Below are 25,014 nucleotides of genomic sequence, written 5' to 3' on the forward strand. Positions count from 1 at the left end.
TGCACGCGGCCGATCAGCGCAGCAGCGCCTGCACCGCATCCACCACCTCGCCCTGATGCCCCAGCAGCAGGTGGCCTCCGCGGTCGAAGCCGAGGAAGCGCGCGCCGGGGATGTGCGCCGCGCTGTACTGTGCCGAGGCGTAGGTGCCGAAGCCGTCGTCGCGCGCACTGATGCACAGCGTCGGCGCACGGATGTCCTCCAGCGCCACCCGGGCGGCGCCGGTGGTCAGTCGGGAGTCGTTGAGCAGGCCGAGGCGCCGTGCGCTCACCGGCATGATCTGCTCGAGCACGGTATCGGCCCGGCGCTTCTCTTCGGCGCTGGCGCTGTCGTACGCTGCGGGCGGCGTGGCCAGCACCAGCCGGCGCATCGCATCGGGGGCCACCCTGGCGAGCAGCCAGAACGGCAGGTCGGCACCGATGACCGCATCCAGCAGCCTCAGGGCCCAGTCCGGCGTGGGCACCGCCGGGTCGGGGCGATGGACCGCCGGGACCATCAGCACCAGTGCCCGTGTGCGCCGCGGATGGCGCACGGCGAAGTGCAGCGCCGAGATCGCGCCGGCGGACACGCCCATCACGGCGGCGTCGGCCACGCCGAGCGCATCGAGCAGGCAGGCCAGCTGGTCGGCCTGCCGCTCACCCGAGGCATCGGTCGGAAAGGGCGTGCGCAGGTAGCCGAAGCGCGACGGCGCGATGACCCGGAAGCCGCGAGCGGCGTAGTCGCCGCCCAGCGTCAGGCCCTGGTCGAAACCGCCGCCGCTGCCATGGATGACGAGCAGCGGCGTGCCGTCGGCACGCCCCGCCTCGGCGACCTCGACGGGACCGCACGCCGTCTGCAGCAGCCGGCTGCCGCTGGCGATGCGCTGCTCGTGCGCACGCATGTCGCGCCGGAACGCCGCGGCCGTCCAGGCGGCCAGCAGCGCCGCAGCCAGCAGCAGCGAGCCGACGAGCGCCCACGAGCGCGTCATGGCGGCCAGCGGCTAGCGGCTAGCGATCAGCGCCACAAGTCGACCGGCTTGCCCTGTTCGCGCAGCTTGTCGGCGCGCGACTGCACGAAGCGCTGGAATTGCGGCTCGCGCGCATGGGCGCCGCTGACGACGTAGTCGAACGCGCTCTCGATGTGGAACGGCCGCATGTAGCCGTCGAAGCGGAAGACCTCGCGGCCCTGCGCGTCGAAGAACACCACGGTCGGGTACAGATTGATGCCCAGGTCGCGCGCCCAGGCGCTCGCGTCGATGCGGCGGCCGTCCGGCGTGACCAGCGTCGCCGGCGCACCGGGCACGAGCCGTGCCACGTCGATGCCACGCAGCAGCCGGCGCAGCGGCTCGCGCGTGAAGGCCTCCGCATGCATCTCGACGCAGTGCTTGCAGGCGGGCGACTCGAACAACACCGCCAGCGGCCGGCCGCGACCGGCGCGCGCCAGGTGGGCGGGGTCGCGCATCAGGTAGGGGCGCGGTCCGCGCACGGGAACCTCGGGCTCCCTGAGTTGCGTGCTCAGGTACTCGGCCAGCGACAGCTCGCGGTCGCGGCGCTGGATCACGTAGTCCAGCACATGGGTGAAGCGCTCGGGTGGCTGGTAGCCGTTCAGGCGCAGCACGAGCGTGGCGTCGGTCTCGAAGAACAGCAGCGTCGGCGTGAACTGCACCTTCAGCCGGCGCGCGAGTTCCTTCTCGGTGGTCTTGCTGCCGTCGATCCAGGTGACCTCGGCATCGCCCCAGATGTTGATGGCGATGGCGACGAAGTGCCGGCGCGTCCGGTCGGTGATCGAGCCGGGGCCGAAATTGGCCTTCATCAGCGCCTTGCAGTAGGGGCAGCCGTCCTGGCCGAAGTAGACCATCACGCGCTTGCCCTCGCGCGCCGCCTCGGGGATCTCGTCCTTGAAGTCGAGCAGGCTGTTGGAGAACCAGCGCGGGATGTCGATGGCGTGCGGCGAGGCGATCCCCTGCGCCGGCGCCGGCCCGGTGATCAGCAGAGCGGCGGCCAGGGCCAGCCCGGCGCGCCAGCCGTCGAAGCAGCCCCGCAGCCGCGAGCGCCCGTGCAGCCGCGCCCGATGAAGAGTCGTGTCCATCGCGGTCCTTTCCCTTTCCCGGCCGTCGAGCGGCGATCGCAGGCCCGATGCTCAGGGCACCAGGACGAGCAGCCAGTTGACGAGCGCACGCGCCTCGCGCTCGGTGACCACGGTGCTGTTGGAGGGCATCGTCACGTCGCTGACCTTGCCGACCCAGTGCCTGGCCTTCGGATCCGAACCGGTCATGACCGTGCGCGTGAGCCGCTGCGATGCGCCCGGGTCGTCCCGGTACTTGATCGCGATGTCGCGCCAGGCCGGCGCGATGGGGGGCAGGCCGTCGGCCCGCTTGGGCGCCGGCAGGATGGTGTGACAGGTCATGCAGCCTCGCTCGGTGGCCAGCTTGAGCATGGCCTGACCGTATTCCGCCGGGGTCGCATGGACTGACGTGGCGGCGATGGCAAGCGCGGCGGCGGCACCGGGCGGGATTCGCATTCGACCTCTCCTCGAGACCGGCGACAGCTTATGCCACCGTCGTGACCGCGGCTTGACGAGGGTTAAGCTCGCCGGCGCGGGGGCGTGCACGATGCGGACCTTCCCCACCATGAAAGGGCCTGCCCCGCATGACCGACCTGGTAGGAAAGAACGTCCTGATCACCGGCGCTGCCAGCGGGATCGGCCGGCTGATGGCGATCAGGATCGCCGCCCGCGGTGCCCGCCTCATCCTGTGGGACCTGGACTCGTCGCGACTCGACGGACTGCGCGCCGAACTGGCGGCGCAGGGCGCGAGCGTGCAGGCCTACGTCTGCGATCTCGCGCGGCGCGAGGCCATCCATGCCGCTGCCGAGCGCGTGCTGCAGGAATGCGGGCCGGTGGACGTGCTCATCAACAACGCCGGCATCGTCAACGGCAAGTGGCTGCTCGACAGCTCGGACGACGAGATCGAGCGCACCTTCCGCGTCAACACGCTGGCGCTGTTCAGCACGACGCGCGCCTTCCTGCCGGGCATGCTGGCGCGAGGCTCCGGCCATGTGGTCAACATCGCCTCGGCCGCCGGCCTGGCGGGTGTGCCTCGGCTGGCCGACTATTCGGCCAGCAAGTTCGCGGTGGTCGGCTTCGACGAGTCGTTGCGGCTGGAGCTCGGGCACCGGGGCTCGCGGGTCGTCACCACCATCGTCTGCCCCTACTACATCGACACCGGCATGTTCCGCGGCGCCAGGACACGCTTCGCGTGGCTGCTGCCGATCCTGGCACCGGACGACGTGGCGCGGCGCATCGTGCGCGCCATCGAGACGGATTGCCGGCGCCTGCTGATGCCGCGCTTCCTGCTCGCCACGCTGCTCGTACGCGCCCTGCCGCCGCGCGCGTTCGACGCCGTGCTGGCCTTCTTCGGCATCACCGGCAGCATGGACGCGTTCATCGGCCACGGTCCGCATTGAGCGAGGCAGCGGGCGGGCGCGTCGCTCCCGCCGCGCCCTATGCCTGGGGCTGCTTCAGCAGTTCGTCGATCAGGCCGTCCTTCTGTGACCACTGCGCATCGACCCAGGACCCGACCCGCTGCCGGTAGGCCTTGTCGCCCACCGGATCGCCGCCGAGCACCCCGGCCGGAATCTCGCGCTGCTGCACTCGCACCGTGATCGCGTCGATGTCGCCGCGCAGCAGGTGCCAGAAGGTCGGCGCGCCGTGGGGGTAGACGATGGTCACGTCGAGCAAGGCCTCGAACTGCTCGCCCATGGTCGCCAGCGCGATGCCCAGGCCGCCGATCTTCGGCTTGAGCAGGTGGCGGTAGGGGCTGCTTTGCGCCGCGTGCTTGGCAGGTGTGAAGCGCGTGCCCTCGACGAAGTTCATCACCGTCGTCGGGATGCGCTTGAACTTCTCGCAGGCGTCGCGCGTGGTCTTCAGGTCGCTGTGGCGCGCGCCGTGGCCGCGGCCTCGCTTCATGAACGGGAAGTCCAGCGCCCACCAGGCCAGGCCGATCACCGGCACCCAGATCAACTCGGCCTTGAGGAAGAACTTCAGGAACGGAATGTGGCCGTGGAACACGCGCTGCAGCACCAGGATGTCGACCCAGCTCTGGTGGTTGCTCGACACCAGGTACCAGCCGCGCGGGTGCAGGCCCTCGACGCCCTGCACGTCCCACACCGCGGCGGGGTTCACCGCGGCCAGCCAGGCGTTGTTGTTGGCCACCCAGCGCGAGGCCAGCGCGTTCAGTGCATGGTCGCAGGCGCTGCGCACCGCGTGCGCGGGCACGAGCAGCTTGAGCAGCGCCGGCGGCACCATCAGCGAGAACACCGCCACCGTGTTCAGGCCGAGCAGCGCCCCGGTGATCGCGCCGCGCAGCGGCGCCGCCAGCCGCGCGAGCATCGGTTACTTCGCGCCCTGCGCCAGCCAGCGCAGGATGGCCAGCGCCGATTCGTCGGTCACGAAGGCGTGCGTGTGGACCGTGCCCTTCTCGCGCATCTCCTCGAGCGCATGCCTGAGCGCCGCGTCGCCGTCGCCCCGGCGCGCCAGCTTGGCGGACAGGTCCTCCAGCAAGGGAGCCTCCGAAGGGTGGGTGCGCACGCCATGGCAGTTCAGACAGCCGTGGTCGGCGGCCAAGCGCGCGCCGTCGGCGGCGCAGGCCGGGACATGCAAGGCCGCCAGGCCACTCAGCGCAGTGGCGGCCAGTACGGAGCGGATCGTCATGCCGCGAGTGTCGCCCACCGAAGGCCGGTCATCCAGCGCCGTGCGCTGCGCTGGATCAAGACCCGTGTGGCTGGTCGCGCTCGATGCGCCCGTCGACCAGCTCGATGACGCGGTCGCAGCGCTCGGCCAGCCGCGGATCGTGGGTGACGATCAGGAACGAGGTGCCCAGCTCGGCGTGCATCGTGCGCATCAGCGCAAACACCTCGTCCGACGAATGGCGGTCGAGATTGCCGGTGGGCTCGTCGGCCAGCACCAGCGGCGGCCTCGTCACCAGCGCGCGTGCGATCGCCACACGCTGCTGCATGCCGCCGCTGAGCTCGCCCGGGCGCTTGTGCAGCGCCGCGGCCAGCCCCATCGCGGCGAGCACCTCGCCGGCATGCTCGCGCTGTGCCCGCGAGACGCGCCCGTCGCGCATCAGCGCCGGCAGGGTCACGTTCTCCAGCGCGCTGAAGGCGGGCAGCAGGTGGTGGAACTGGAACACGAAGCCCAGCGCCGAGCGACGGCGCAGCGTCAGGCCGGCGTCGTCGAGGCCGCCGACCTCCTCGCCCTGGATGCGGTAGCTGCCGCCGCTCATCGGCTCGAGCAGGCCGATGATGTTCAGCAGCGTGCTCTTGCCCGAGCCCGAAGGGCCGATCAAGGCGGCGAACTCGCCGCGGGCCAGCGTGAACGACACGCCGTGCAGCACCTCGGCCTCGTTGGGTCGACCGACGTTGTAGCGCTTGCGCACGCCTTCGAGCGCGATCAGCGGCCCGTTCATCTCGTTCACAGGCGGATCGCCTGCGCCGGATCGAGCGCTGCCGCGCGCCGCGCCGGCGCCACCGCCGCGAGCACACCGGCGAGCGTGGCCAGCGCCGCGATGCGCAGCGCGAGCGCGGGCGCGAGACCGATCGAGAAAAGCGGCAGCCCGTCGGAGCCGCGCACGAAGTGCGTGAAGGCCCAGATCAGCGCCACCGCGAGCAGCACGCCGAGCACCGAACCGACCGCACCGACGATCGCGCCCTGCAGCAGGAAGACGCGCAGGATCTGGCCCCGGGTGGCGCCCATCGCGCGCAGGATGCCGATCTCGCGGCGCTTCTGCACCACCGACACCACCAGCACGCTGGCAATGCCGAGCACGACGACGATCATCACCACGCCGCGGATCAGCGTCGTGCTGACCGATTGCGCGTTGAGCGCGGAGACGAGCTGCGCGTTGAGTTGCTGCCAGCTCTCCACCTTGTACGGATAGCGCTGCGACAGCTCGACGGCCAGCGACGAGGCCGACCAGACGTCGGCCAGCGAGAGGTCGAGGTGGGTGGCGCCGCCGGGCAGGCCGACCAGGCTCTGCGCGGCCCGCAGCGGCACGATCACCGTGCGGCGATTCAGCTCGCGCACGCCGAGGTCGACCAGCGCGGTGACACGCAGCGAGTCGCCGACGTTGCCGCTGCTGCTGGCGACCACCACGCCGACGCGGTCGCCGACGCGCACGCCAAGGTCGGCGGCGAGGTCGCGGCCGAGGATGCCCTCGCCCGGGCCGAGTCGCGCCTCGCCCTCGACCACCTTGCCGCGCAGGCCGACGATGCGGTCGTAGCGGTCGAGCTCCACGCCGACCAGCGCGATCGACTTGGAGGCGTCGCCGCGCAGCGCCAGGCCGGCGCCGGAGACCATCGGCGAGACGGCCGACACCGCCGGCATCGCCTCCAGCACCGGCACCAACGCCTGCCAGTTGACGATCGAGCGCGGCCGCTGCGAACGCGGCTGCGTCTGCACCGCCGCGGTGGTGCCGGAGGCCGGCGGCGCGGCGGGCAGCACCGCGTCGTCCTGCGCGGACAGCGTCACATGCGCCTGCGCGCCGAGCGTCTTCTCCAGCGTGTTGCGCTGCAGGCCGCTGATCAGCGCCGAGATGTAGGCCACCACCGCGACGCCGGCGGCCACGCCGACGATGATGAGCAGCGTCTGCATGCGACCCTCGCGCAGGAAGCGCAGCGCCACCTGCCACTCGAAGCCGAGACCGATGCGCATGGCGTGGCGTCAGCGGCCCATGGCGTTGCCGAGCGCCGAGCCGACGTCCTCGCCCGAAGCCCTGCCGCCGTTGGCGGCACGTTGCGCGGCAGCGGCGCTGACGTCGGGCCGCACGCGCGCGCCGGGCGCGGGCGCGGCGCCGAGCAGCACCATCTCGCCGGCGGCCAGGCCCTCCACCACCTCGGCGGCGTCGAACGTGGTCATGCCGAGGCGGACGCGGCGCGACTCGACGCGGCCGTCGCGCACCACGCGCAGCGTCGCCGCGCCGCTCTCGCGCTCGCCGTCGAGCGCGTCCATCGGCACCACCAGCGCGCTCTCGCGCCGGCCGGTCTCCACCTCGACCGACAGCGTCATGTCCTCGCGCAGGAACGCCGGGGCGGCCTGCGGCAGCGCCAACTTCACCTCGACGGCGCCGCGCTGCGCGTCGACCACCGGCGCGATGCTGCGCACCTGTGCGGCAAAGTCCTGCTGCGGGTAGGCGTCGGCGCGCACGCGGGCCGCCTGGCCGACGCGCAGCTGCTCGAGGTAGCGCTCGTCGACCTGGCCGACCAGCTCCACCGGGCTGGCCAGCGCGAGCGTGAGCAGCGCGCGGCCCGGCTGCACGATCTGCCCCGGCTCGACGCTGCGCAGCAGCACGCGCGCTTCGCTGGGCGCGACGATCGCCGCCTGCTCCAGCTTGGCCCGCGCCGCCGCCACCGCCGCCTGCGCCAGCGCCAGCTGCGCCTGTGCCTGCGCCACGTCGGTGCCCTGGTCGGCGTTGGCCTGCGCCTGTGCCAGGGCGTTGTCTCGCTGCGCTTCGGCGACGGCCACCGCACGCTTCGTCTCGTCGAGCCGCGCTTCGCTGAGGAAGCCGCGCGCCACCAGGTCCTGCGTGCGCTGCAGGTCGGCGCGCGCCGCCTGCAGCACCGAGTCGGCCTGCGCCACACCCGCCTGCACGGCGCTGCGGCCGCTGCTCTTCAGCCCGGCCAGTCGCGCCGCGGCCTGGCGTTCGCTGGCGCGGGCCTGGGCGAGCGCCGCGCGCAATTCGTCGCTCTCCAGGCGAAGCAGAAGCTCGCCGGGCTTCACGCTCGCGCCCTCGCGCACCAGCACCTGCTCGACGCGGCCGGTCAGCGTGCTGCCCAGCTCGACGCGCGAGGCACTGGCCACGCGTGCCGAGAAGATCAGCGAACGCACCAGCGGGCGCGCCTGCACGGCCAGTGCCGGCACGGCCGGCGGACGTGTCGCCGCCCAGGCGACGAGAGCGGCCAGCGCGGCGGCGAGGAGAACGAAAAGGGCGAGGGCACGGCGGGACATCGGCGCATTGTTCCACCGACGCATGGCAGCGGGCTGACACAGCCCAACAAGCGGCGGGCGGGGCACCGCGACAATGCGCGGCAGATGGTCGACGCTCCGCCTCCTCCCCCGACCGGCCTCACGCAGGCCGAGGCGGACCGCCGGCTGCGCGAGGACGGCGCGAACGAGCTGTCGCCGCCGCGGCGGCGCACGCCGCTGCGCATCGCGCTGGAAGTGGCGCGCGAGCCGATGTTCCAGCTGCTGGCCGCGGCCTGCCTGCTCTATCTGCTGATCGGCGACCTGGGCGAGGCGTCCATGCTGTCGGCCTTCGTCGTGATGATCGCGGCGATCAGCATCGCGCAGGAGCACCGCACCGAGCGCGCGCTGGAGGCGTTGCGCGACCTGAGCAGCCCGCGGGCGCTGGTGCTGCGCGACGGCGTACCTCAGCGCATCGCCGGGCGCGAGGTGGTGCGCGGCGACCTGCTCATGCTCGCCGAAGGCGACCGCGTGCCCGCCGATGCGCAGCTGCTGTCGGCGCACGACCTGCAGGCCGACGAGTCGCTGCTCAGCGGCGAGTCGATGCCGGTGGCCAAGGCGGTTGCCGAAGACGCGACGGGCTGCGTCTATGCCGGCACGCTGCTCGTCAGCGGCCAGGGCCTGGCGTGCGCCACGGCCACCGGTGCGGCCAGCGAGATCGGCCGCATCGGCAAGGCCCTCGTCGCCCTCGAGCCCGCACCCACGCCACTGCAGAGGCAGACACGGGCCCTGGTGCGGCTGTTCTCGGCGCTGGGACTGGCCGTCAGCGCGGCCGCCGTACTGCTCTACGGGCTGCTGCGCGGCGACTGGCTCGCCGGGCTGCTCGCCGGCATCACGCTGGCGATGTCGATGCTGCCGCAGGAGTTCCTGCTCATCCTCACCGTCTTCATGGCCACCGGCGCCTGGCGCCTGGCGCGCCAGCGCGTACTGACCCGCCGCGCCGCGACCATCGAGGCGCTGGGCGCGGCCACCGTGCTGTGCACCGACAAGACCGGCACGCTGACCGAGAACCGCATGGCGGTGGCGGCGCTCGTCGCGGCCGATGCGCAGGGGCTGCGGCGCTGGCAGGCCGACGAGGCGGCGCTGCCCGAGGCCTTCCACTGCCTTGCCGAGTACGGCCTGCTGGCCAGCGAACGCAAGCCCTTCGACCCGATGGACCGCGCCTTCGAGACGCTGGCGCGCGAGAAGCTGCCGGCGCCGCGGCGGCATGCCGACTGGGCGCTCGTGCGCGAGTACGGCCTGGCCCCCGACTGCATGGCGATGACGCACGCCTGGCGCGCGCCGGGGGCGATCGAGTCCGTGGTGGCGGTGAAGGGCGCGCCCGAGGCCGTGGCGGTGCTGTGCCGCCTCGCGCCGCAGGAGCTCGCCGCCTGGCAGGAGGAGGCGCAGCGCATGGCGGCGCGCGGACTGCGCGTGCTGGCGGTGGCGGGCGGCACGGCCGGCGGCGATGCCTGGCCCGCGACGCCGAGCGGCTTCGAGCTGCACTGGCTCGGCCTCGTGGCGCTGGCCGACCCGCTGCGCCAGGGCGTGCCGGCGGCCGTGCAGGAGTGCCGCGAGGCCGGCATCCGCGTGCTGATGATCACCGGCGACCACCCCGCCACGGCGCACGCCATTGCCGCGCAGGCAGGCATCGCCGCCGATGCCGTGCACGCGCGCGTGCGGCCCGAGGAGAAGCTGCAACTGGTCGAGGCGCTGAAGGCGTGCGGCGAGGTGGTCGCGATGACCGGCGACGGCGTCAACGACGCGCCCTCGCTGAAGGCGGCGCACATCGGCGTGGCGATGGGCAGCCGCGGCACCGACGTGGCGCGGGAGGCGGCGTCGCTGGTGCTGCTCGATGACGACTTCGGCTCGATCGTGCGCGCGGTGCGCCTGGGCCGGCGCATCCACGACAACCTGCGCAAGGCGATGCGCTTCGTCTTCGCGGTGCACGTGCCGATCGCCGGGCTCGCGCTGCTGCCGCTGCTGTTCGGCACGCCGCTGCTCTTCACGCCGCTGCACATCGCCTTCCTCGAACTGGTGATCGACCCGGTGTGCTCGATCGTCTTCGAGGCCGAGCCCGAGGAGGCGGACGTGATGCGGCGGCCACCGCGCGATCCGGGCGCGCCGCTGTTCTCGCCCGCGATGATCGCCGCCGCGCTGGCGCAGGGCGCGCTGGTGCTCGCCACGGTGGCTGGCTTCCACGCCGCGCTGCTGCAGATGCAGCTCGGCGAGGCCGCGTCGCGCGCCGCGGCCTTCGTCGCGCTGGTGGCCTGCAACGGCGCGCTGATCCTGTCCAACCGCGCCTTCGACGGCGCGCTGCTCGCCTCGCTGCGACGGCCCAATCCCATGCTCTGGCGCATGCTCGCTGCCACGGCGGCGATGCTCGCGCTGGTGCTGGCGGTGCCGCCGCTGCGCACGCAGTTCGCCTTCGCGCTGCCGCCGGCCTGGTCCTTCGGGGCGGCGGCGCTGCTGGCGCTGGCCGTGCTGGCGGTGCTGGAAACGGCGAAGCGGCTGCGCCTGCGCGGCTGAGCGCCGCCCTGCTCGCGCTAGGCCGCGCCAGTCACGCCCTGCTGGCGACGCCGCGGCGCGGGCCGGCGCGGGCGCGCCGACTGGAGCCCGCCCGGTGACCCTGGCATGCCGCAGGCATGCCAGGCGCGGCGCAACTGCAGGTCGGAGTGAAAGCCCGCCGCCTCGGCCGCGGCGGTCACCGTGCTGCCGGCTTCGAGCGCGGTGCGCGCCAGCGCAAGGCGAATGCCGCGCAGGTAGCCCAGCGGCGTGACGCCGGCGTGCTCGCCGAACAGGCGTGTCAGCGTGCGCGGCGTGGCGTGGGCCACCTCGGCCATGCGCGCGACGTCCCAGGGCTCGCGTGGCGCGCGCGACACCGCGTCCTGCACGCGGTGCAGCCGCGCGTTGAAGTGCTGGCGATGCGCCAGAAAGGGCGAGAGCTGCGGGTCGTCGGGTCCGCGGCGAAGGGCCACCGCCATGCGCTGCGCCACGCGCGCCGCCACCAGCGGGCCGCATTGCTCGGCGACGAGGTGCAGGGCGAGGTCGATGCCCGCGGTGACGCCGGCGCTGGACCAGGTGTCGTCGTCCTGCACGAACACGCGATCGGGCACGACGATGGCGTCGGGCGCGCGCCGCGCCAGCTCGTCGAGGTCGCCGTGGTGCGTCGTCGCGCGCCGGCGCGCGAACAGGCCGGCCGAGGCGGCGAGCAGCGCGCCCGAGCACACGGTCACGAGGCGCACGCCGCGCTGCCCCGGCTGAACGCGGCGCAGCCAGTCGATGACGAGGCGGTCCTCCTTGTCGTCGTCGCGGCGCTGCGCCGTGGACGTGCGCCCGACCAGCACCACCCAAGCTGGCGCCTCGATGCGCTCGGGCAGCGGCGCCAGGCCGGCGACGGTGGCGCCCACCGAACTCTCGGACTCGCTCGCGGGCGCCACGAAGTGCAGGCGGAACGCCGGCCGACGCGCCGGCAGCTCGGTGTTGGCGAAGCGCAGCGCTTCGGCCGGCCCGGCCCAGTCGAGGATCAGGCTGCCGCGCGGCAGCACGAAGAAGACGTCAATCGGCGCGGACATGTGCGAGAGTGTCGTCCACGCTCAGCACGCGGGCGAAGCGGCCCTGCAGCACGCTGGCCGTGCGCGCACGGATGTCGGCGGCGCGGAACGGAGCGCCGTCGGGCAGCGTCATGTCGAAGGTGAGCGTGGCCTCGGGCACGAACACGACCTTCCAGCCCAGGTCGCTGGCATGGCGCGCGGTGGTCTCGCAGCACTGCTCGGTGCGGATGCCGCTGATCACCAACTCGCCGATGCCCTGCTGCGTGAGCCAGACGTCCAGGCCGGTGCCGACCAGCGCGCTGTGGCGCGTCTTGCGCACCTCGAGCGCAGGCGTGAAGCCGCGCAGGCCCTCGAGCGGCCTGACCAGGCCGCTGGCGGTCGCGAAGGGGTCGCTCGCCTCGCCGTCGGGCGAGACGTGGAACACGCGCACGATCGGCAGGCCCTTCGCCTCGAAGTGTTCGATCAGGCGGTTCTGCGCGGCCAGGAAGGCGGGTAGCCCGTCCGCGCAGAAGTACGGGCGGTGGGTGAAGGATTGCTGAACGTCGATGACCAGCAGTGCGCTGCGCATGGAGGGCTCCTTGTCGGACGGGTTGCAGTGCATGCAGGATGCACCGACCGCCGAGGCGGCGCCACGCGATCAGCGACGCGCGCCGATCACTTCCGGACAGGCGGACGCAACGTCACCGTCGGCGCGAACGAGGCTCGCAGGTGGGCGAGCAGTTCCTCGCGCGAACCGGCCCTGCCGCTGTGGATCCAGCCGTCGGGCAACGGGCGTTCGCTGGGCCAGACCGCGTACTCGCGGCGCTCGTTGACGACGATCTCGTGGGTGGGGGCGTGGGCGGTCTTCGGCATGCATCGAGTGTGGCGAAGCTTGGCCCGCCGATCCAGAGCGCGGCGCGCAAGCTGGGCATGTTTTCACGGCAGCTTCTCATGCCATCCGCGCCCGTAACATGGGGCACCGTGGTCGCCGTCGGAGGCTGCGTCGACGCCCCCGCGCCGCCCCGTCTTGCGCATCCATGCGCCGCGCAAGCGCTCACTCGCGGCGAGCCTGCGGGAGGGCGCGGATCGACTCGCACCGCGCCCCAAACGCAGCGGCCGTTGGCAAGGCAGTACGGCGCAAAAGCTGCCGCGATGCGCCGGCCTGCTACCCTTGCCGCGATGGCACCACGCGCCGACGGATTCACGCTTCACGACCTGCTGCTCACCGAGGCTGTGAAGGACCTCGAGGCCGGCACGCCGCTGCAGGACAGTGCGGCGATGGCCGAGGCAGCGGCCGCGACGACCGATCGCGAAGCGCGCATCGTGTGGCGCGCGCGCCGTCTCGCCGCCGCCACTGCGCTGGACGAGGACGCGGCGCAGTTGCGCCGTCGGCTGACCGCGCTCGGCCTCGCCGTGGTGTTCGCCGGCATCGCGGTGGCCGCGCTGCTCGCAATCTCGATGCTGGGCGACGGTCGGCGCATCAACGCCCTGGCGGCGATGGCGCTGCTGATCGTGCCCAACACGATCGGCATCGTGCTGTGGACGCTGCTCGCGGCCGGCAGCGGACGCCGCGGCGCCGGGCTGCTCGGCACGGCGGCCGCCGCGCTGGCGCGGCAGCGCTGGGCCCAGGGGCGCGCGCGGCGCGTGCTGCCGGCGGCCAGTCGCCTGCTCGACGCGCAGCGCCTCACGCCCTGGGTGCTGGGCGGGCTCAACCACCTGCTGTGGACGCTGGCCTATGGCCTCGCCGCGCTGCTGCTCGCCGCCGTGCTCGCGCTCAGCGAGTACCGCCTCGTCTGGGAGACCACCATCCTCTCGCCGCAGACGCTGCACGAGACCTCTCGCACCCTCGCCTGGCTGCCGGCGCAGCTCGGCCTGCCCGCGCAGGTCCCGGCCCATGCCGAAGCGCCCGGCGCCTCGCAGGCGCTCGGCTGGTGGCTGATCTCCGGCACGCTGGTCTACGGCGCGCTGCCGCGCCTGCTGCTGCTCGGGCTGAGCGTCGTCGTCGCGCTGTCGCGCAGCCGCGGCTTGGCGCTGGACACGCGCGATCCGTACTACCGCAGGCTGATCAACCGCTTCGAGGTGATGGCCCCCACGCACGTGATCGACAGCGAACGCGCCACGCCGGCGGCGGCGCGCGATGCCCGCTCCGGCGTGGCGGCCGTAGGTCCGTTCGCAGTGGTCGGCTTCGAGCTTCCGCTCGAAGTCGGCGTGCCGCCGCCGCTGCTGACGCAGGCCGCCTGGAGCGAACGCATCGACGGAGGCGCCGAGGAGCGGCTGGCCCTGGCGCGCCGCCTGGCGGGCGCGCCGCCGGCGCGGCTGCTCGTGGTCTGCCACGCGCTCTCGACGCCCGACCGCGGCACGCTGCGCTTCCTCGACGGCATGCGCGCGAGTGCCACCGCCTTGCTGCTGGCACCGGCCGAACACGCCGCCGCCGGGGCGCCGCGCTGGCGCGCCTGGCTGGCCGAAGTCGGCCGCAGCGACACACCGGTCTTCGCCGACACCGACAGCGCGCTGCACTGGTGCGCCCCTGCCCATGGCTGAGCCCATCACCATCGCCGTGGTCGGCCACACCAATGCCGGCAAGACCTCGCTGTTGCGCACGCTGACGCGACGCCGCCACTTCGGCGAGGTGTCTCCTCGGCCGGGCACGACGCGCCACGTCGAGGCGGTGGACCTGGCGATCGACGGCGGCGCCGCGCTGCGCTTCTTCGACACGCCGGGTTTGGAGGACCCGATCGGCCTGCGCGACGCCCTGGGTCCGCCGCAGGCCGGCATGACGCCGCCGCAGCGCATCCGCGCCTTCCTCGCCACGCGCGCTGCGCAGGAGGCCTTCGAGCAGGAGGCCAAGGTGCTGCGCACGCTGCTCGACATCGACGCCGCGCTGTTCGTGATCGACTGCCGCGAGCCGGTGGTGGCCAAGTTCCGCTGCGAGGTCGAGATTCTTGCCTCCTGCGGCAAGCCGGTGCTGCCGGTGCTCAACTTCGTGCGCGACCCGCTTTCGCGCGAGGCGGCGTGGAGCGCGCTGTTGGCCGACTTCGCGCTGCACGCGCAGGTGCGATTCGATGCCGTGGCGCCTTTCGACGACGGGCAGGCGCAGCTCTACGCCAGCCTGCAGGCCTTGCTGCCGCAGCGTCAGGCGGCGCTTCGCGCAGTGGCCGAGTTCCTCGACCGCGAGCGCGAGGCGCGCGACGAGGCCGGGCTGCGACTGATCGCCGACGCCCTGCTCGCGCTGACCGCAATGCGCGTGACCTTGTCGCGCGACGATCTCGCGGCGCCGCAGCGCAAGGCGCGCATCGTCGAGGCATTTCGCGCCGACGTGCTGCAGCGCGCGCGCCGGGCGGTACGGGACCTGCTCGAGGTCCATGCCTTCGCGCGCGACGACGCGGAGCTCGCCATGCTGCCCTGGCTCGACGGCCGCTGGGCCACCGACCTGTTCCACCCGGAGACGCTGCGCGACGCCGGCGTGCGCCTGGGCAAGGGCGCGGCCATCGGCGCGGGCATCGGGCTGGCGGCCGACGTGGCGCTGGCCGGCCTGTCGCTGGGTGCGGCCGCCGCACTCGGCGCAACGCTCGGCGGCGCGGCCAGCCAGGGCTTCGGCACGCTCGGCCGTCGGCTGGCGCATGCGCTGCAGGGCCGCGAGGAGCTCTCGCTGGAGGACACGGTGGTGCTGGTGCTCGCACAGCGGCTGCTCGGCCTGCATCGCACCCTGCGCTCGCGTGGCCATGCCGCCAGCGACCGCGTCGACCTGGAGCGTGCGGCGCTGCCGGCGGAGCAATTGCGTCCGGTGCTGCGCGCGCTGCAGCCGTCGCGCGCCCATGCGGACTGGGCCGAGGGCGACTCGGCGCGACGCGCCATCGCGCAGCGCGCGGTCATCGCCGAGCTGCGCACGCTTCAGCAACACTGAACGCCGCGGCTCGACACGAGCAACGGCGGACTGCCTCGCGCCAGGGTCAGGCTGCAGCCGGCCTGCGGGCGACCACGGTGACGAAGGCTTTGACCAGCGCGCGCGGCGCCGCGAAGTCCTGCTGTTCGGCGTGCAGGATCTCCCAGCCCGCGAAGCGCTGCTGAAGCTCGTCGCGCGCGAACAGGCAGTGAGCCGACGGATCGAACATGTCGCGGTATGTGGTGCCTTCGACCAGCACGTTCACCACGGCCACCCCTCCGGGCCGGACATGCGCCTGCAGGTGGCGCAGTTGCGCGTCGGCGGTCGGGCAGTCGAAGAACATCAGCAGGCCGATGCAGACGACGGCGTCGAAGTCCTCGTTCAGCGCATGGGTCCGCAGATCGGCTTCGCCGGCCTGCAGGTCCAGCGACTCGTCGCGCGCGACCTGCTGCAGGTGTTCGATGGCGGTATGGCTGGCATCCAGCGCCACCACCGAGCAACCGCCACGGGCCGCGGCGACGGCCAGGTTGCCCAGCCCGCAGCCGTAGTCCAGCACGCGACCGTGCAGGTACGGCAGGGCGACCTGCTCGAATGGATTGAGGCCGGTCTCCGCCTCGCGCACCTGGCGCTGGAACTGGGCGTCGAAGAATCGGATGCTGGCGTCCGCGACCATGCAGCGACTGTACCGCGGCGGCTTGGCACCGCGCCGTGCCCGCCCGGCACGTTCCCGGCTCGGGGAGCGCTCTCAGCCTTTCTGCGGCGCGACCGCCGCCGCGCTGGACGCCGAGGCCCACACGCCCTGCAGCCAGGCCCCCGCGGCGAGGCCGACGATGACCCAGAGCATCTGCAGGTTGCCCGTTCCCAGGCCGGCGATCGCCGGGCCGGGGCAGACGCCGCTCAAGCCCCAGCCGACACCGAACAGCGCGGCGCCGACGAAGGTGTCGCGATTCATGCTCGCGCTGTGTGCTTCGTAGGCGGTAGCGAGCAGCGGTGCACGGCGCAGGCGCGGCGCGAGCTGGTAGGCCACGAGCGTGACGGCGAGCGCGCCGGCCATCACCAGCATCAGCCCCCAGTCGCGGAACTGCAGGAAGGACAGCACCACCTCCGGACGGACCATGCCCGACAGCGCGAGGCCGAAGCCGAACAGCGCACCGCAGCCGAGCACGGCCAGCGAATCCTTCATGTCGCGTGCAGGGCTCATGGTGCCACCCCGAGGCCGCCGAGCAGCTGTGCGGTGACGAAACCGGTGGCCATGAAGGTCAGCACCGCCAGCAGCGAGGGCAGCTTGAGCGAACCCAGCCCGCAGATGCCGTGGCCCGAGGTGCAGCCGCCGGCAAGCCGCGCGCCGAAGCCGGCCACCACCCCGCCCGCCGCCAGGCGCCAGGCAGGCACGCTGGTCGACAGTGGTTCGGCCGGCCCGAGTGTCAGCCACCACAGCGCCGCGCCCAGCACCAGGCCGGACGCGAGCTGCAGCCGCCAGGCACGGCTGGCCAGCCAGCGCGGCTGGCGGAACGCCGGACGCGCCGACACGTACGACCAGGTGGAGGTGAACACCGAACTCATGCCGGCGAGCCGGCCGGTGGCCAGGTAGAGCAGCGCCACGCCGGCGCCGATGATGAAGCCGCCGGTCAGGTAGTGGGACCAGCCGAGCGGGAAGAGTTGCGCGAGCACCAGGGACTCCGTGGGGAAACGAAGCGCGGATTGTGTGCGAGACCGGCCCGCTCAGCGCGAGGCGCTTTCCTGCCGCCAGCCGCCGCCGAGCACCTTGTAGAGCGTGGCGAGGTTCTGCGCCGACTGCGCCTGCAACTGCACCAGTGCCTGCTCTGCGGCGAACAGCGAGCGCTGCGCGTCGAGCAGTTCGAGATGGCTGGCGGCGCCGTTGCGGTAGCGCAGCTCGACCAGGCGGCTGCGCGAGCGCTCGGCCTCGAGCTGGCGCTGCGACGCGTCCAGCTGCTCGCCGAGCGTGGCACGGCCGGCCAGCGCGTCGGCCACCTCGCGGAAGGCGACCTGGATGGCGCGCTCGTACCGCGCCACGGCGATCTCGCGGCTGGCGCGGGCCAGCTCGAGGTTGCCCTGGTTGCGCCCGGCATCGAAGATCGGCTGCAGCAGCTGCGGTGCGAAGCTCCAGGCCGAGGAGCCGGACTTGAAGAGCCCGGACAGCTCGCCACTGGCCAGCCCCACGCTGCCGGTCAGCGTGATGCGCGGGAAGAAAGCCGCGCGCGCCGCGCCGATGTTGGCCTGCGCGGCGATCAACTGCTGCTCGGCCTGGCGCACGTCGGGCCGGCGCGCGAGCACTTCGGCGGGCAGCCCCACCGGCAGCGTGGGCAAGCCCGCCGCCTCCACCGGCAGTGCCGGCGGCAGCTCGGGCGGCAGCGGCTGGCCGATCAGCAGCACCAGCGCGTTCTCGTCGAGGGCGCGCTGGCGCGTCGCCTGCGCGAAGCTGGCGCGTGCCGCCTCGAGCAGCGACTCGGACTGGTGCAGGTCGAGCTCGGAGCTGGCGCCGTTGTCGAAGCGCAGCTTGATGAGGCGGTGGGTGTCTTCGCGGGTGGCCAGCGTCCGCTTCGTGAGCTCGAGCAGCGCCTCGTCGGCGGCCAGCGCGATGTGCGCATTCGCCACCGCGGCGACCAGGCTGATCTGCACCGCCCGGCGCGCCTCCTCGCTGGCCAGCACCTGCGCCGCGGCGGCGTCGCTCAGGTTGCGCAGGCGGCCGAACAGGTCGATCTCGTAGGCGGTGACCTGCAGCCCGGCGGTGTACAGCGAATTGATGCCGCCGCTGGCGGTGGGCGTGCGCGAGCCGGCCAGGCCGGCGTTCACCGTCGGCCAGCGGTCAGCGTCGCGCGCCGCGGCCTGCGCCCGCGTCGCCTCGATGTTCAGCGCGGCGATGCGCAGGTCGCGGTTGTTCGCCAGCGCGAGGGCGATCAGCCGCTGCAGGCGTTCGTCGGCGAAGAATCGCTGCCAGTCGAGTTCGGCGGCCGGCGTGGCGTCTGCCTGCGCCTCGGCGGCGTTGGGGAAGCGATCGGCCACCGGCGCGGCGGGCCGTTCGTAGCGTGGCGCGAGGTTCGCGCAGCCGGTCAGCAGCGCGGCCGCCAGCGCTGCCAGGGTGCGGCGGTTCAGCGCCGGCGCGTTCATGCGTCCTCCTTCGGCGTGGCCGGCCCGGCGCCCGGCACGTTCGCGTGCGCGTAGAAACGGCGCTGCCGCTCGCTGCCCTTGAAGATGCCGCGCACGACGACGAAGAACACCGGCACGAAGAACACCGCCAGACCGGTGGCGGTGAGCATGCCGCCCAGCACGCCGGTGCCGATGCTGTGCTGGCTGGCCGAGCCGGCGCCACGGGCCAGCACCAGCGGCAGCACGCCGAGGATGAAGGCCATCGAGGTCATGATGATCGGCCGGAAGCGCAGGTGCGCGGCCTCCAGCACCGCGTCGACCAGGCTGTGTCCCCGCGCGGCGAGGTCCTTGGCGAACTCGATGATCAGCACCGCGTTCTTTGCCGACAGGCCGATGATGGTGATCAGGCCGACCTTGAAGAAGACGTCGTTGTCCAGCCCGCGGATGTTCGCGCCGAGGATCACGCCGAGCACGCCCAGCGGCACGACGAGGATCACCGACAACGGAATCGACCAGCTCTCGTACAGCGCCGCGAGGCAGAGGAACACCGACAGCAGCGAGAAGGCGAACAGGATCAGCGCCGTCGCGCCGGAGAGCTTCTCCTCGCGCGACAGGCCGGTCCACTCGTAGGCGAAGCCCGGCGGCAGCTCGGCGGCGAGGCGCTCCATCTCGGCGATCGCCGCGCCGCTGCTCACGCCCGGCGCCGGCTCGCCGGCAATGCGCATGGTCGGGTAGCCGTTGTAGCGCACCGTCTGCATCGGGCCGGTGATCCAGCGCGTGCCGGCGAAGGCCGACAGCGGCACCGGTTGGCCGGCAGCGTTCAGCGCATGGATGCGCAGCAGGTCCTCGGGTTGCATGCGCGCCGGCGCATCGGCCTGCACCACCACGCGCTGCAGGCGGCCGGCGTTGGGGAAGTCGTTGACATAGGACGAGCCGAGCGCAGTGGACAGCGCCGCGTTGATCGCGCCAAAGCTCACGCCCAGCGCATTCGCCTTGTCGCGATCGATGTCGAGCTGCAGCTGCGAGGCGTCCTCCAGGCCGTCGGGGCGCACCGCCACCAGCAGCGGGCTCTTCTGCGCGGCGGCGAGCAGCTGGCCTCGCGCCGCCAGCAGCGCCGCGCGGCCGTTGCTGCCACGGTCCTGCAGGCGCATGGCGAAGCCGTTGGCACGGCCGAGGTCGCGAATCGCCGGCGGGCTGACCGGGAAGATGATGGCGTCGCGGATCTTGCCGAGCGCGCCGAACGCCCGCCCCACCAGCGCCTGTGCCGATTGCCCGGGCCCGGTGCGCTCGCTCCAGTCCTTCAGCGTGACGAAGGCGAGCGCGGCGTTCTGGCCGGTGCCGGAGAAGCTGAAGCCGAGCACGCTGACCATGTTGGCGACTTCGGGCTGGCCCATCATGTACTTCTCGACCTGCTGCATCACCGACAGGGTGCGGTTCTGCGTCGCGCCCGGCGGCAATTGCACGTTGACGAGGATGTTGCCCTGATCCTCGTTGGGGATGAACGACGTGGGCAGGCGGCCGAACAGCACCACCACTGCGCCGATGATGGCGGCGTAGATCACCATGTAGCGCGCGGCACGCTTCAGCATGCGGGCGACGAGGCCCTCGTAGGCCTTCGCCGTGCGCGTGAAGCCGCGGTTGAACCAGCCGAAGAAGCCGCTCTTGGCGTGGTGGTGGCCCGCCTCGACCGGCTTGAGCAGCGTGGCGCACAGCGCCGGCGTGAGCGACAGCGCGAGAAAGGCCGAGAACGCCACCGACGTGACCATCACCGCGGCGAACTGCCGGTAGATGTTTCCCACCGCACCGCTGAAGAAGGCCAGCGGCACGAACACCGAGATCAGCACCACGGTCACGCCGACGATCGCGCCGGAGATCTGGCCCATCGCCTTGCGCGTGGCCTCGAGCGGCGGCAGGCCCTCGGTGCTCATGATGCGCTCGACGTTCTCGACCACCACGATGGCGTCGTCGACGACGATGCCGATCACCAGCACCATGCCGAACATGGTCAGCACGTTGATCGAGAAGCCCATCGCGAGCAGCGAGGCGAAGCTGCCGAGCAGCGCGATCGGCACCACCAGCGTGGGGATGATGGTGTAGCGGATGTTCTGCAGGAACAGGTACATCACCAGGAACACCAGCACCACCGCCTCGACCAGCGTCTCGACGACCTGCCGGATGGAAATGCCGATGAAGGTCGAGCTGTCGTAGGGGATCGTCGCCTTCACGCCCGGCGGGAAGTAGGGACGCAGTTCCTCCAGCCTCTTCTTCACGCGGTCGGCGGTCTGCAGCGCGTTGGCGGTGGGCGAGAGCTGGATGCCGATGCCGGTGGACGGCTCGCCGTTGAGGCGGGCGCGGATGCCGTAGCTCTGCGCGCCGAGCTCGACGCGGGCGACGTCCTTCAGCCGCACCGTCGATCCATCGGGATTGGCGCGCAGCACGATGTCGCCGAACTGCGCCTCCGACTCGCGCTGGCCCTTCACGACGACGGTGGCGAAGATGGCCTGGTCGGCGGTGTTGGGCAGGTCGCCGATCGTGCCCGAGGAGACCTGCGCGTTCTGCGCCGCGATGGCGGCATTGACGTCGGCGGCGGAGAGCCGGTAGCCGAGCAGCTTGGCCGGGTCGATCCAGATGCGCATCGCACGCTCGGTGCCGAACAGCTGTGCCTGACCGACGCCGCTCACGCGTTGCATCTCCGGCACCACGTTGCGCGATGCGAAGTCTCCCAGCGCCACCGGGTCGAGCACACCCTTGTCGCTGGACAGGATGATGAAGAGCAGGAAGTTCGGGTTCGCCTTGTCCACGCGCACGCCCTGCTGCACGACCGCCTGCGGCAGGCGCGGGGTGGCGCGGCTCAGGCGGTTTTGCACGTCGACCTGCGCGAGGTCGGGGTTGGTTCCGGGCTCGAAGCTCAGCGTGAGGCTGCCGGTGCCGTCGGCCTGCGCGACCGACTCGAAGTAGGCTAGGCCCGGCGAGCCGTTCATCTCGCGCTCGATCACCGCGATGACGCTGTCCTCCAGCGTCTGCGCCGAGGCGCCAGGGTAGCCGACGTTGACGACGATCGACGGGGGCGCCACCGGCGGGTACTGTGCCACCGGCATCTGCGTGATCGACACCCCGCCGATGACGAGGATGAACAGCGCGATGACCCATGCGAAGATGGGCCGGTCGATGAAGAACTGCGCCATGGACCGGGCTCCTCAGCGCGAGGCCGCCGAAGCCGGCGCCGGCGCCGCGCTCGCCACGGCCTGCCACGGCACCGGCTTCACGGTGGCGTTCGGGCGGACCTTCTGGAGGCCGTCCACCACCACCTGTTCCCCGGCGGCGAGCCCTTCGATCACGACCCATTGCCGGTCCTGTCCCTGGGTGATTTTCACCGGGCGCACGCTCACCTTGCCGTCGTTGCCGACCACCATCACCGTGTCGCCGCCGCTGCCGCGCTGCACCGCCTGCTGCGGCAGCAGGATCGCCGACGGCAGCCGCGCCTGCTCGAGGCGCACGCGCACGTACAGGCCCGGCAGCAACGCACCTTTGGGGTTCGGCACCTCGGCGCGCAGCGCAATCTGGCCGGTGGCCGGATCGACCGACAGATCGGAGAACAGCAGCCTGCCGCGCAACGGGTAGGTGCTTCCGTCTTCCATCACGACGCTGACGGCCACGGCGCCGGGCCCGCCAGCGCTCTGATAGCGGCCGCTGGCGATGGCCGCGCGCAGGCGCAGCACCTCTTCGGCACTCTGCGTGAAGTTGACGTACAGCGGGTCGATCTGCTGCACCACGGCGAGTTGGGTGGCCTCGCCCTGGCCGACCAGCGCGCCCTCGGTGACCATCGCACGGCCGATGCGTCCGGAGATCGGTGCCGCCACCGCGGTGTAGCCGAGATTGATCTGCGCCGTCTGCACCGCCGCCTTGGCAGCGGCGACGTCGGCCTCGGACTGCTTGAAGGCGGCCTGCGCGGCAACGTACTCCTGCTGGCTCACCGCGTTGGCCTCGGCCAGCGGCTTGTAGCGCTCGGCCTGGGCGCGCGTCTGCATCAAGTTGGCTTCGGCGCGGGCGAGCGCGGCCTGGGCGGCGGCGAGCGTCGCACGGTAGGGTGCATCGTCGAGGCGGAACAGCGGCTGGCCGGCCTTCACGTCGCTGCCTTCCTTGAACAGGCGTCGCTGCACGATGCCCGCGGCACGCGCACGCACCTGCGCGATGCGCGAGGCCTCGGTCCGACCCGGCAACTCGGTCACCACGCCCACGTCGCCCGGCGCGGCGACGATCACGCCCACCTCGGTCGGTGGTGGTGCGGCCGGCGCGCTCGCCGGTGTCTTCGGACCACAGGCGACCAAGGGCAGCGTGATCGCGATCGTCAACCACTGGATCCGGAAATCGCGCCACGCTGACATGTCTTCCCCTTGTTGCGGTTGGCGCCTCCTGGCACCCTGGGCAGGGGAGTTACTATACATACAGGCGTGAATGTAAGTTGGAAGGCTCAGAAAGGATCATGGCTCGCCGCACCAAGGAAGACGCACAGCGCACTCGCGATCGCATCCTCGACATGGCGGAGCGCGAGTTCCAGCGTCGCGGCGTGTCGCGCACCTCGCTGGAGCTGGTGGCGCGTGCCGCCGGCGTCACGCGCGGCGCGGTCTATTGGCACTTCAGGAACAAGGCCGACCTGTTCAACGCGATGATGAATCGCGTCACGCTGCCGCTGGAGAGCGAGATCCTTCGCAGCGGCTTGCGCACGCTCGACGACCCGGTGGCGCAGATTCGTGGAAGTTTCCTGGCCGCGCTGCGGGCCACCGTGGAGGACCCTCAGGCGCGCCGTGTGTTCGAGATCGCGCTGTTCAAGGTGGAGCACAGCAACGCTCTGCGCGGTGTGCGCGAACGGCGTCTGAAGGGACTTCGCGGTCGCGTCGAGAACGTCGAGCGCGGCTTTCGCCGTGCGGCGCGACTGGGTCTGTGGTCGGGCTCGGTGACACCGCGCGTGGCGGCGCTGGGCATGCAGTCGTTGATCGACGGGCTCATCAGCAACTGGATGATCGCCCCGGAGGCTTTCGACCTGGTGCGCGTGGGAGAGCAGGCGATCGATGCCTACCTGCGCGGGGTCCACGCCCCGGCTGCCGGCTAGTCAGAGCTGTTTGTGGAAGTAGGTCGTCGCGCACGGGCGGCCGTCCGGCATCAACGCGTAGTTCGGGATCACGCCCACCCTCTGCCAACCGCAGCGGGCGTAAAGACGTTCCGCATCGCCTCCGGTCACCGTGTCCAGAACGAGCACCGTCTTGCCCGCCTCCCGCGCGGCATCTTCCGCCGCCGTCAGAAGTCGCTGCGCGAGCCCGTGGCGACGCGCCCGGCGAATTACCAGCATCTTCGCCACGTCGGCCCGGTGCGGCTGGTTGTCGGGTTGGGCGACGATGAGTTGCACGGTGCCCACGAGCTGCCCGGCTCCGTCCTCGGCGATGAACAGCACGCGTTCACCTCGTCGTACGCCCAGGGCGATACCGCGCCAGAAATCCATGGCGCGCTCGCGCGGTAGCGGCGCCATGAAGCTGACCGAGGCGCCGCCCTGCACGCAGTCGAGCAGCACGTCGGCCAGGGCTTCGACGTGCTGGCCCGCGTCCTCCATGCCGACGCGGCGCACGTGATGGTCATCGCTCATGTGCTCCTCCTCGCGGGCAGGTAGGGCAGCGTCACCAGCGCGACAAGGTAGCGCGCTGGGGTCGTGCCGGGGTTGCGATAGACGATGGGCTCGTCCAGATGCATCGCCAGACAGTCACCCGCGGTCAGTTGCCAAACGACGTCGCCCACGCTGATCTCCAGGGCACCATCGATCATCCAGACCTGCTGGTGGACCTCGTTGTCGCGCGCCACGGCTTCGTAGGCGACACGCTGGCCGGCAGGAAAGACGACGTCGACGAGCTGGACGGGGGACGGCGCGGCGGGCGAGACGTTTCGCCTCGCATAGCCGGAGGCTGGATCCGTCCATACCGGCTGTTCCGCGACGCGTGCGATCGGCGACGAGGCACCCTCGCTCACGGTCGGAACTTCGAACAGCGAGGCCAGCGTCACGCCCAGTGCAGCGCTCAACTTGTCCAGCACCGTGGCGGTGGGGTTGCTCTCGCCACGCTCGATCAGCGAGATGTTGGAGCGGCTGACGCCACTGCGCTCGGCCAATGTCTCGAGCGACCAGCGACGCGCTTCGCGCAAGGCCCTGATGCGGTGGCTGATCCTGTCGTTGATGTCCACGATTTCCAGGATACTAGATCTACTTTCCAGTATCGTACCAGCGATCGCCCCGGGCGCGAGGTTGTGAATCGTTAATCCGCAGCCAAGTCGCTGCTGACACACTCGCGGCATGCAGTGGTTCCCATCTGGCCTCGTCGGCTGCCTCGCGCTCGCAGGTGCGGCCTGGGCCCAAGCGCCGACGGCCGCACTGCCGTCCTTCGCCGATCTCGAGGCCATCGGGGCACGCATCGGCGAGATCACCGTCGTGCCGGGGCCGATCTTCGACACCTCGAATCCGAAGGAGGACAACTG

Annotated in this window: 24 protein-coding genes; 5 read left to right on the forward strand and 19 right to left on the reverse strand. The window is 72.1% G+C overall.

Annotated features, from left to right (window positions below; genetic code table 11):
• Nucleotides 1-13 precede the first annotated feature (13 nt).
• The 3 genes from Q0599_RS04315 to Q0599_RS04325 are packed head-to-tail and all read right to left on the reverse strand — an operon-like array spanning nucleotide 14 to nucleotide 2,496.
• Nucleotides 14-964, reverse strand: a complete 951-nt coding sequence (locus tag Q0599_RS04315) for an alpha/beta hydrolase (RefSeq protein WP_298826208.1) — start codon at nucleotides 962-964, stop codon at nucleotides 14-16.
• Between the two features lie 26 nt (nucleotides 965-990).
• On the reverse strand, nucleotides 991-2,064 hold the full coding sequence (locus tag Q0599_RS04320; RefSeq protein ID WP_298826211.1) for a thioredoxin fold domain-containing protein: 1,074 nt from the start codon (nucleotides 2,062-2,064) through the stop codon (nucleotides 991-993).
• 51 nt (nucleotides 2,065-2,115) lie between these two features.
• On the reverse strand, nucleotides 2,116-2,496 hold the full coding sequence (locus Q0599_RS04325) for a c-type cytochrome (RefSeq protein ID WP_298826212.1): 381 nt from the start codon (nucleotides 2,494-2,496) through the stop codon (nucleotides 2,116-2,118).
• Between the two features lie 128 nt (nucleotides 2,497-2,624).
• Here Q0599_RS04325 and Q0599_RS04330 point away from each other — a divergent pair, with 128 nt between their 5' ends.
• The gene (locus tag Q0599_RS04330; protein ID WP_298826215.1) at nucleotides 2,625-3,440 is read left to right on the forward strand and encodes an SDR family oxidoreductase; all 816 of its coding nucleotides are present in this window, start codon (nucleotides 2,625-2,627) and stop codon (nucleotides 3,438-3,440) included.
• A 37-nt stretch (nucleotides 3,441-3,477) separates the two neighbouring features.
• On the opposite strand, the gene Q0599_RS04335 is transcribed toward Q0599_RS04330, so the two are convergent.
• Genes Q0599_RS04335 through Q0599_RS04355 form a run of 5 tightly spaced genes read right to left on the reverse strand, consistent with a single transcriptional unit; the run spans nucleotide 3,478 to nucleotide 7,980 of the window.
• Nucleotides 3,478-4,365, reverse strand: coding sequence for an acyltransferase (locus Q0599_RS04335; protein WP_298826217.1), 888 nt, complete (start codon nucleotides 4,363-4,365; stop codon nucleotides 3,478-3,480).
• 3 nt (nucleotides 4,366-4,368) lie between these two features.
• Nucleotides 4,369-4,686, reverse strand: coding sequence for a hypothetical protein (locus Q0599_RS04340; RefSeq protein WP_298826219.1), 318 nt, complete (start codon nucleotides 4,684-4,686; stop codon nucleotides 4,369-4,371).
• A gap of 55 nt (nucleotides 4,687-4,741) precedes the next feature.
• Nucleotides 4,742-5,443, reverse strand: coding sequence for an ABC transporter ATP-binding protein (locus Q0599_RS04345; protein ID WP_298826478.1), 702 nt, complete (start codon nucleotides 5,441-5,443; stop codon nucleotides 4,742-4,744).
• 5 nt (nucleotides 5,444-5,448) lie between these two features.
• Nucleotides 5,449-6,687 carry an FtsX-like permease family protein gene (locus Q0599_RS04350; RefSeq protein WP_298826221.1) on the reverse strand — a complete coding sequence of 413 codons (1,239 nt, stop codon included), beginning with the start codon at nucleotides 6,685-6,687 and terminating at the stop codon, nucleotides 5,449-5,451.
• Between the two features lie 9 nt (nucleotides 6,688-6,696).
• On the reverse strand, nucleotides 6,697-7,980 hold the full coding sequence (locus Q0599_RS04355) for an efflux RND transporter periplasmic adaptor subunit (RefSeq protein WP_298826224.1): 1,284 nt from the start codon (nucleotides 7,978-7,980) through the stop codon (nucleotides 6,697-6,699).
• 84 nt (nucleotides 7,981-8,064) lie between these two features.
• Between Q0599_RS04355 and Q0599_RS04360 the strand changes: the two genes are divergently transcribed.
• Nucleotides 8,065-10,503, forward strand: coding sequence for a cation-translocating P-type ATPase (locus tag Q0599_RS04360; RefSeq protein ID WP_298826226.1), 2,439 nt, complete (start codon nucleotides 8,065-8,067; stop codon nucleotides 10,501-10,503).
• 17 nt (nucleotides 10,504-10,520) lie between these two features.
• Here the strand turns inward: Q0599_RS04360 and Q0599_RS04365 are convergent, their stop codons facing one another.
• From Q0599_RS04365 to Q0599_RS04375, 3 genes are all read right to left on the reverse strand, one after another.
• On the reverse strand, nucleotides 10,521-11,549 hold the full coding sequence (locus tag Q0599_RS04365) for a GlxA family transcriptional regulator (protein ID WP_298826228.1): 1,029 nt from the start codon (nucleotides 11,547-11,549) through the stop codon (nucleotides 10,521-10,523).
• Entirely contained in the window at nucleotides 11,533-12,096 is a 564-nt protein-coding gene (locus Q0599_RS04370; protein WP_298826231.1) for an isochorismatase family protein, read from the reverse strand. The genes Q0599_RS04365 and Q0599_RS04370 overlap by 17 nt, the downstream gene beginning before the upstream one ends.
• 86 nt (nucleotides 12,097-12,182) lie before the next feature.
• A complete protein-coding gene (locus tag Q0599_RS04375) occupies nucleotides 12,183-12,380 on the reverse strand; it encodes an MbtH family NRPS accessory protein (RefSeq protein WP_298826234.1) in 198 nt (65 codons plus the stop codon).
• 306 nt (nucleotides 12,381-12,686) lie between these two features.
• Between Q0599_RS04375 and Q0599_RS04380 the strand changes: the two genes are divergently transcribed.
• Entirely contained in the window at nucleotides 12,687-14,048 is a 1,362-nt protein-coding gene (locus tag Q0599_RS04380; protein ID WP_298826237.1) for a DUF2868 domain-containing protein, read from the forward strand.
• The gene (locus tag Q0599_RS04385) at nucleotides 14,041-15,411 is read left to right on the forward strand and encodes a GTPase/DUF3482 domain-containing protein (RefSeq protein WP_298826240.1); all 1,371 of its coding nucleotides are present in this window, start codon (nucleotides 14,041-14,043) and stop codon (nucleotides 15,409-15,411) included. The genes Q0599_RS04380 and Q0599_RS04385 overlap by 8 nt, the downstream gene beginning before the upstream one ends.
• A 46-nt stretch (nucleotides 15,412-15,457) precedes the next feature.
• Here the strand turns inward: Q0599_RS04385 and Q0599_RS04390 are convergent, their stop codons facing one another.
• From Q0599_RS04390 to Q0599_RS04415, 6 genes are all read right to left on the reverse strand, one after another.
• Entirely contained in the window at nucleotides 15,458-16,063 is a 606-nt protein-coding gene (locus Q0599_RS04390) for a methyltransferase domain-containing protein (protein WP_298826243.1), read from the reverse strand.
• Nucleotides 16,064-16,135: 72 nt separating this feature from the next.
• Nucleotides 16,136-16,591 carry a DUF6691 family protein gene (locus Q0599_RS04395; RefSeq protein WP_298826246.1) on the reverse strand — a complete coding sequence of 152 codons (456 nt, stop codon included), beginning with the start codon at nucleotides 16,589-16,591 and terminating at the stop codon, nucleotides 16,136-16,138.
• On the reverse strand, nucleotides 16,588-17,061 hold the full coding sequence (locus Q0599_RS04400; protein WP_298826249.1) for a YeeE/YedE thiosulfate transporter family protein: 474 nt from the start codon (nucleotides 17,059-17,061) through the stop codon (nucleotides 16,588-16,590). Before Q0599_RS04400 ends, Q0599_RS04395 begins: the two co-directional genes overlap by 4 nt.
• Nucleotides 17,062-17,112: 51 nt before the next feature.
• On the reverse strand, nucleotides 17,113-18,519 hold the full coding sequence (locus Q0599_RS04405) for an efflux transporter outer membrane subunit (protein ID WP_298826251.1): 1,407 nt from the start codon (nucleotides 18,517-18,519) through the stop codon (nucleotides 17,113-17,115).
• Entirely contained in the window at nucleotides 18,516-21,683 is a 3,168-nt protein-coding gene (locus Q0599_RS04410) for an efflux RND transporter permease subunit (RefSeq protein ID WP_298826253.1), read from the reverse strand. The genes Q0599_RS04405 and Q0599_RS04410 overlap by 4 nt, the downstream gene beginning before the upstream one ends.
• Nucleotides 21,684-21,695: 12 nt before the next feature.
• Nucleotides 21,696-22,883 carry an efflux RND transporter periplasmic adaptor subunit gene (locus Q0599_RS04415; protein ID WP_298826256.1) on the reverse strand — a complete coding sequence of 396 codons (1,188 nt, stop codon included), beginning with the start codon at nucleotides 22,881-22,883 and terminating at the stop codon, nucleotides 21,696-21,698.
• A 98-nt stretch (nucleotides 22,884-22,981) separates the two neighbouring features.
• Here Q0599_RS04415 and Q0599_RS04420 point away from each other — a divergent pair, with 98 nt between their 5' ends.
• Nucleotides 22,982-23,608, forward strand: a complete 627-nt coding sequence (locus tag Q0599_RS04420) for a TetR family transcriptional regulator (RefSeq protein WP_298826257.1) — start codon at nucleotides 22,982-22,984, stop codon at nucleotides 23,606-23,608.
• Here the strand turns inward: Q0599_RS04420 and Q0599_RS04425 are convergent, their stop codons facing one another.
• Together Q0599_RS04425 and Q0599_RS04430 are read right to left on the reverse strand one after the other, a co-directional pair.
• Entirely contained in the window at nucleotides 23,609-24,136 is a 528-nt protein-coding gene (locus Q0599_RS04425; RefSeq protein WP_298826260.1) for a GNAT family N-acetyltransferase, read from the reverse strand.
• On the reverse strand, nucleotides 24,133-24,723 hold the full coding sequence (locus tag Q0599_RS04430) for an XRE family transcriptional regulator (RefSeq protein WP_298826479.1): 591 nt from the start codon (nucleotides 24,721-24,723) through the stop codon (nucleotides 24,133-24,135). The genes Q0599_RS04425 and Q0599_RS04430 overlap by 4 nt, the downstream gene beginning before the upstream one ends.
• Nucleotides 24,724-25,014 lie beyond the last annotated feature (291 nt).

Source organism: uncultured Piscinibacter sp. (genome assembly GCF_937952055.1).
Classification (GTDB): domain Bacteria; phylum Pseudomonadota; class Gammaproteobacteria; order Burkholderiales; family Burkholderiaceae_C; genus Piscinibacter.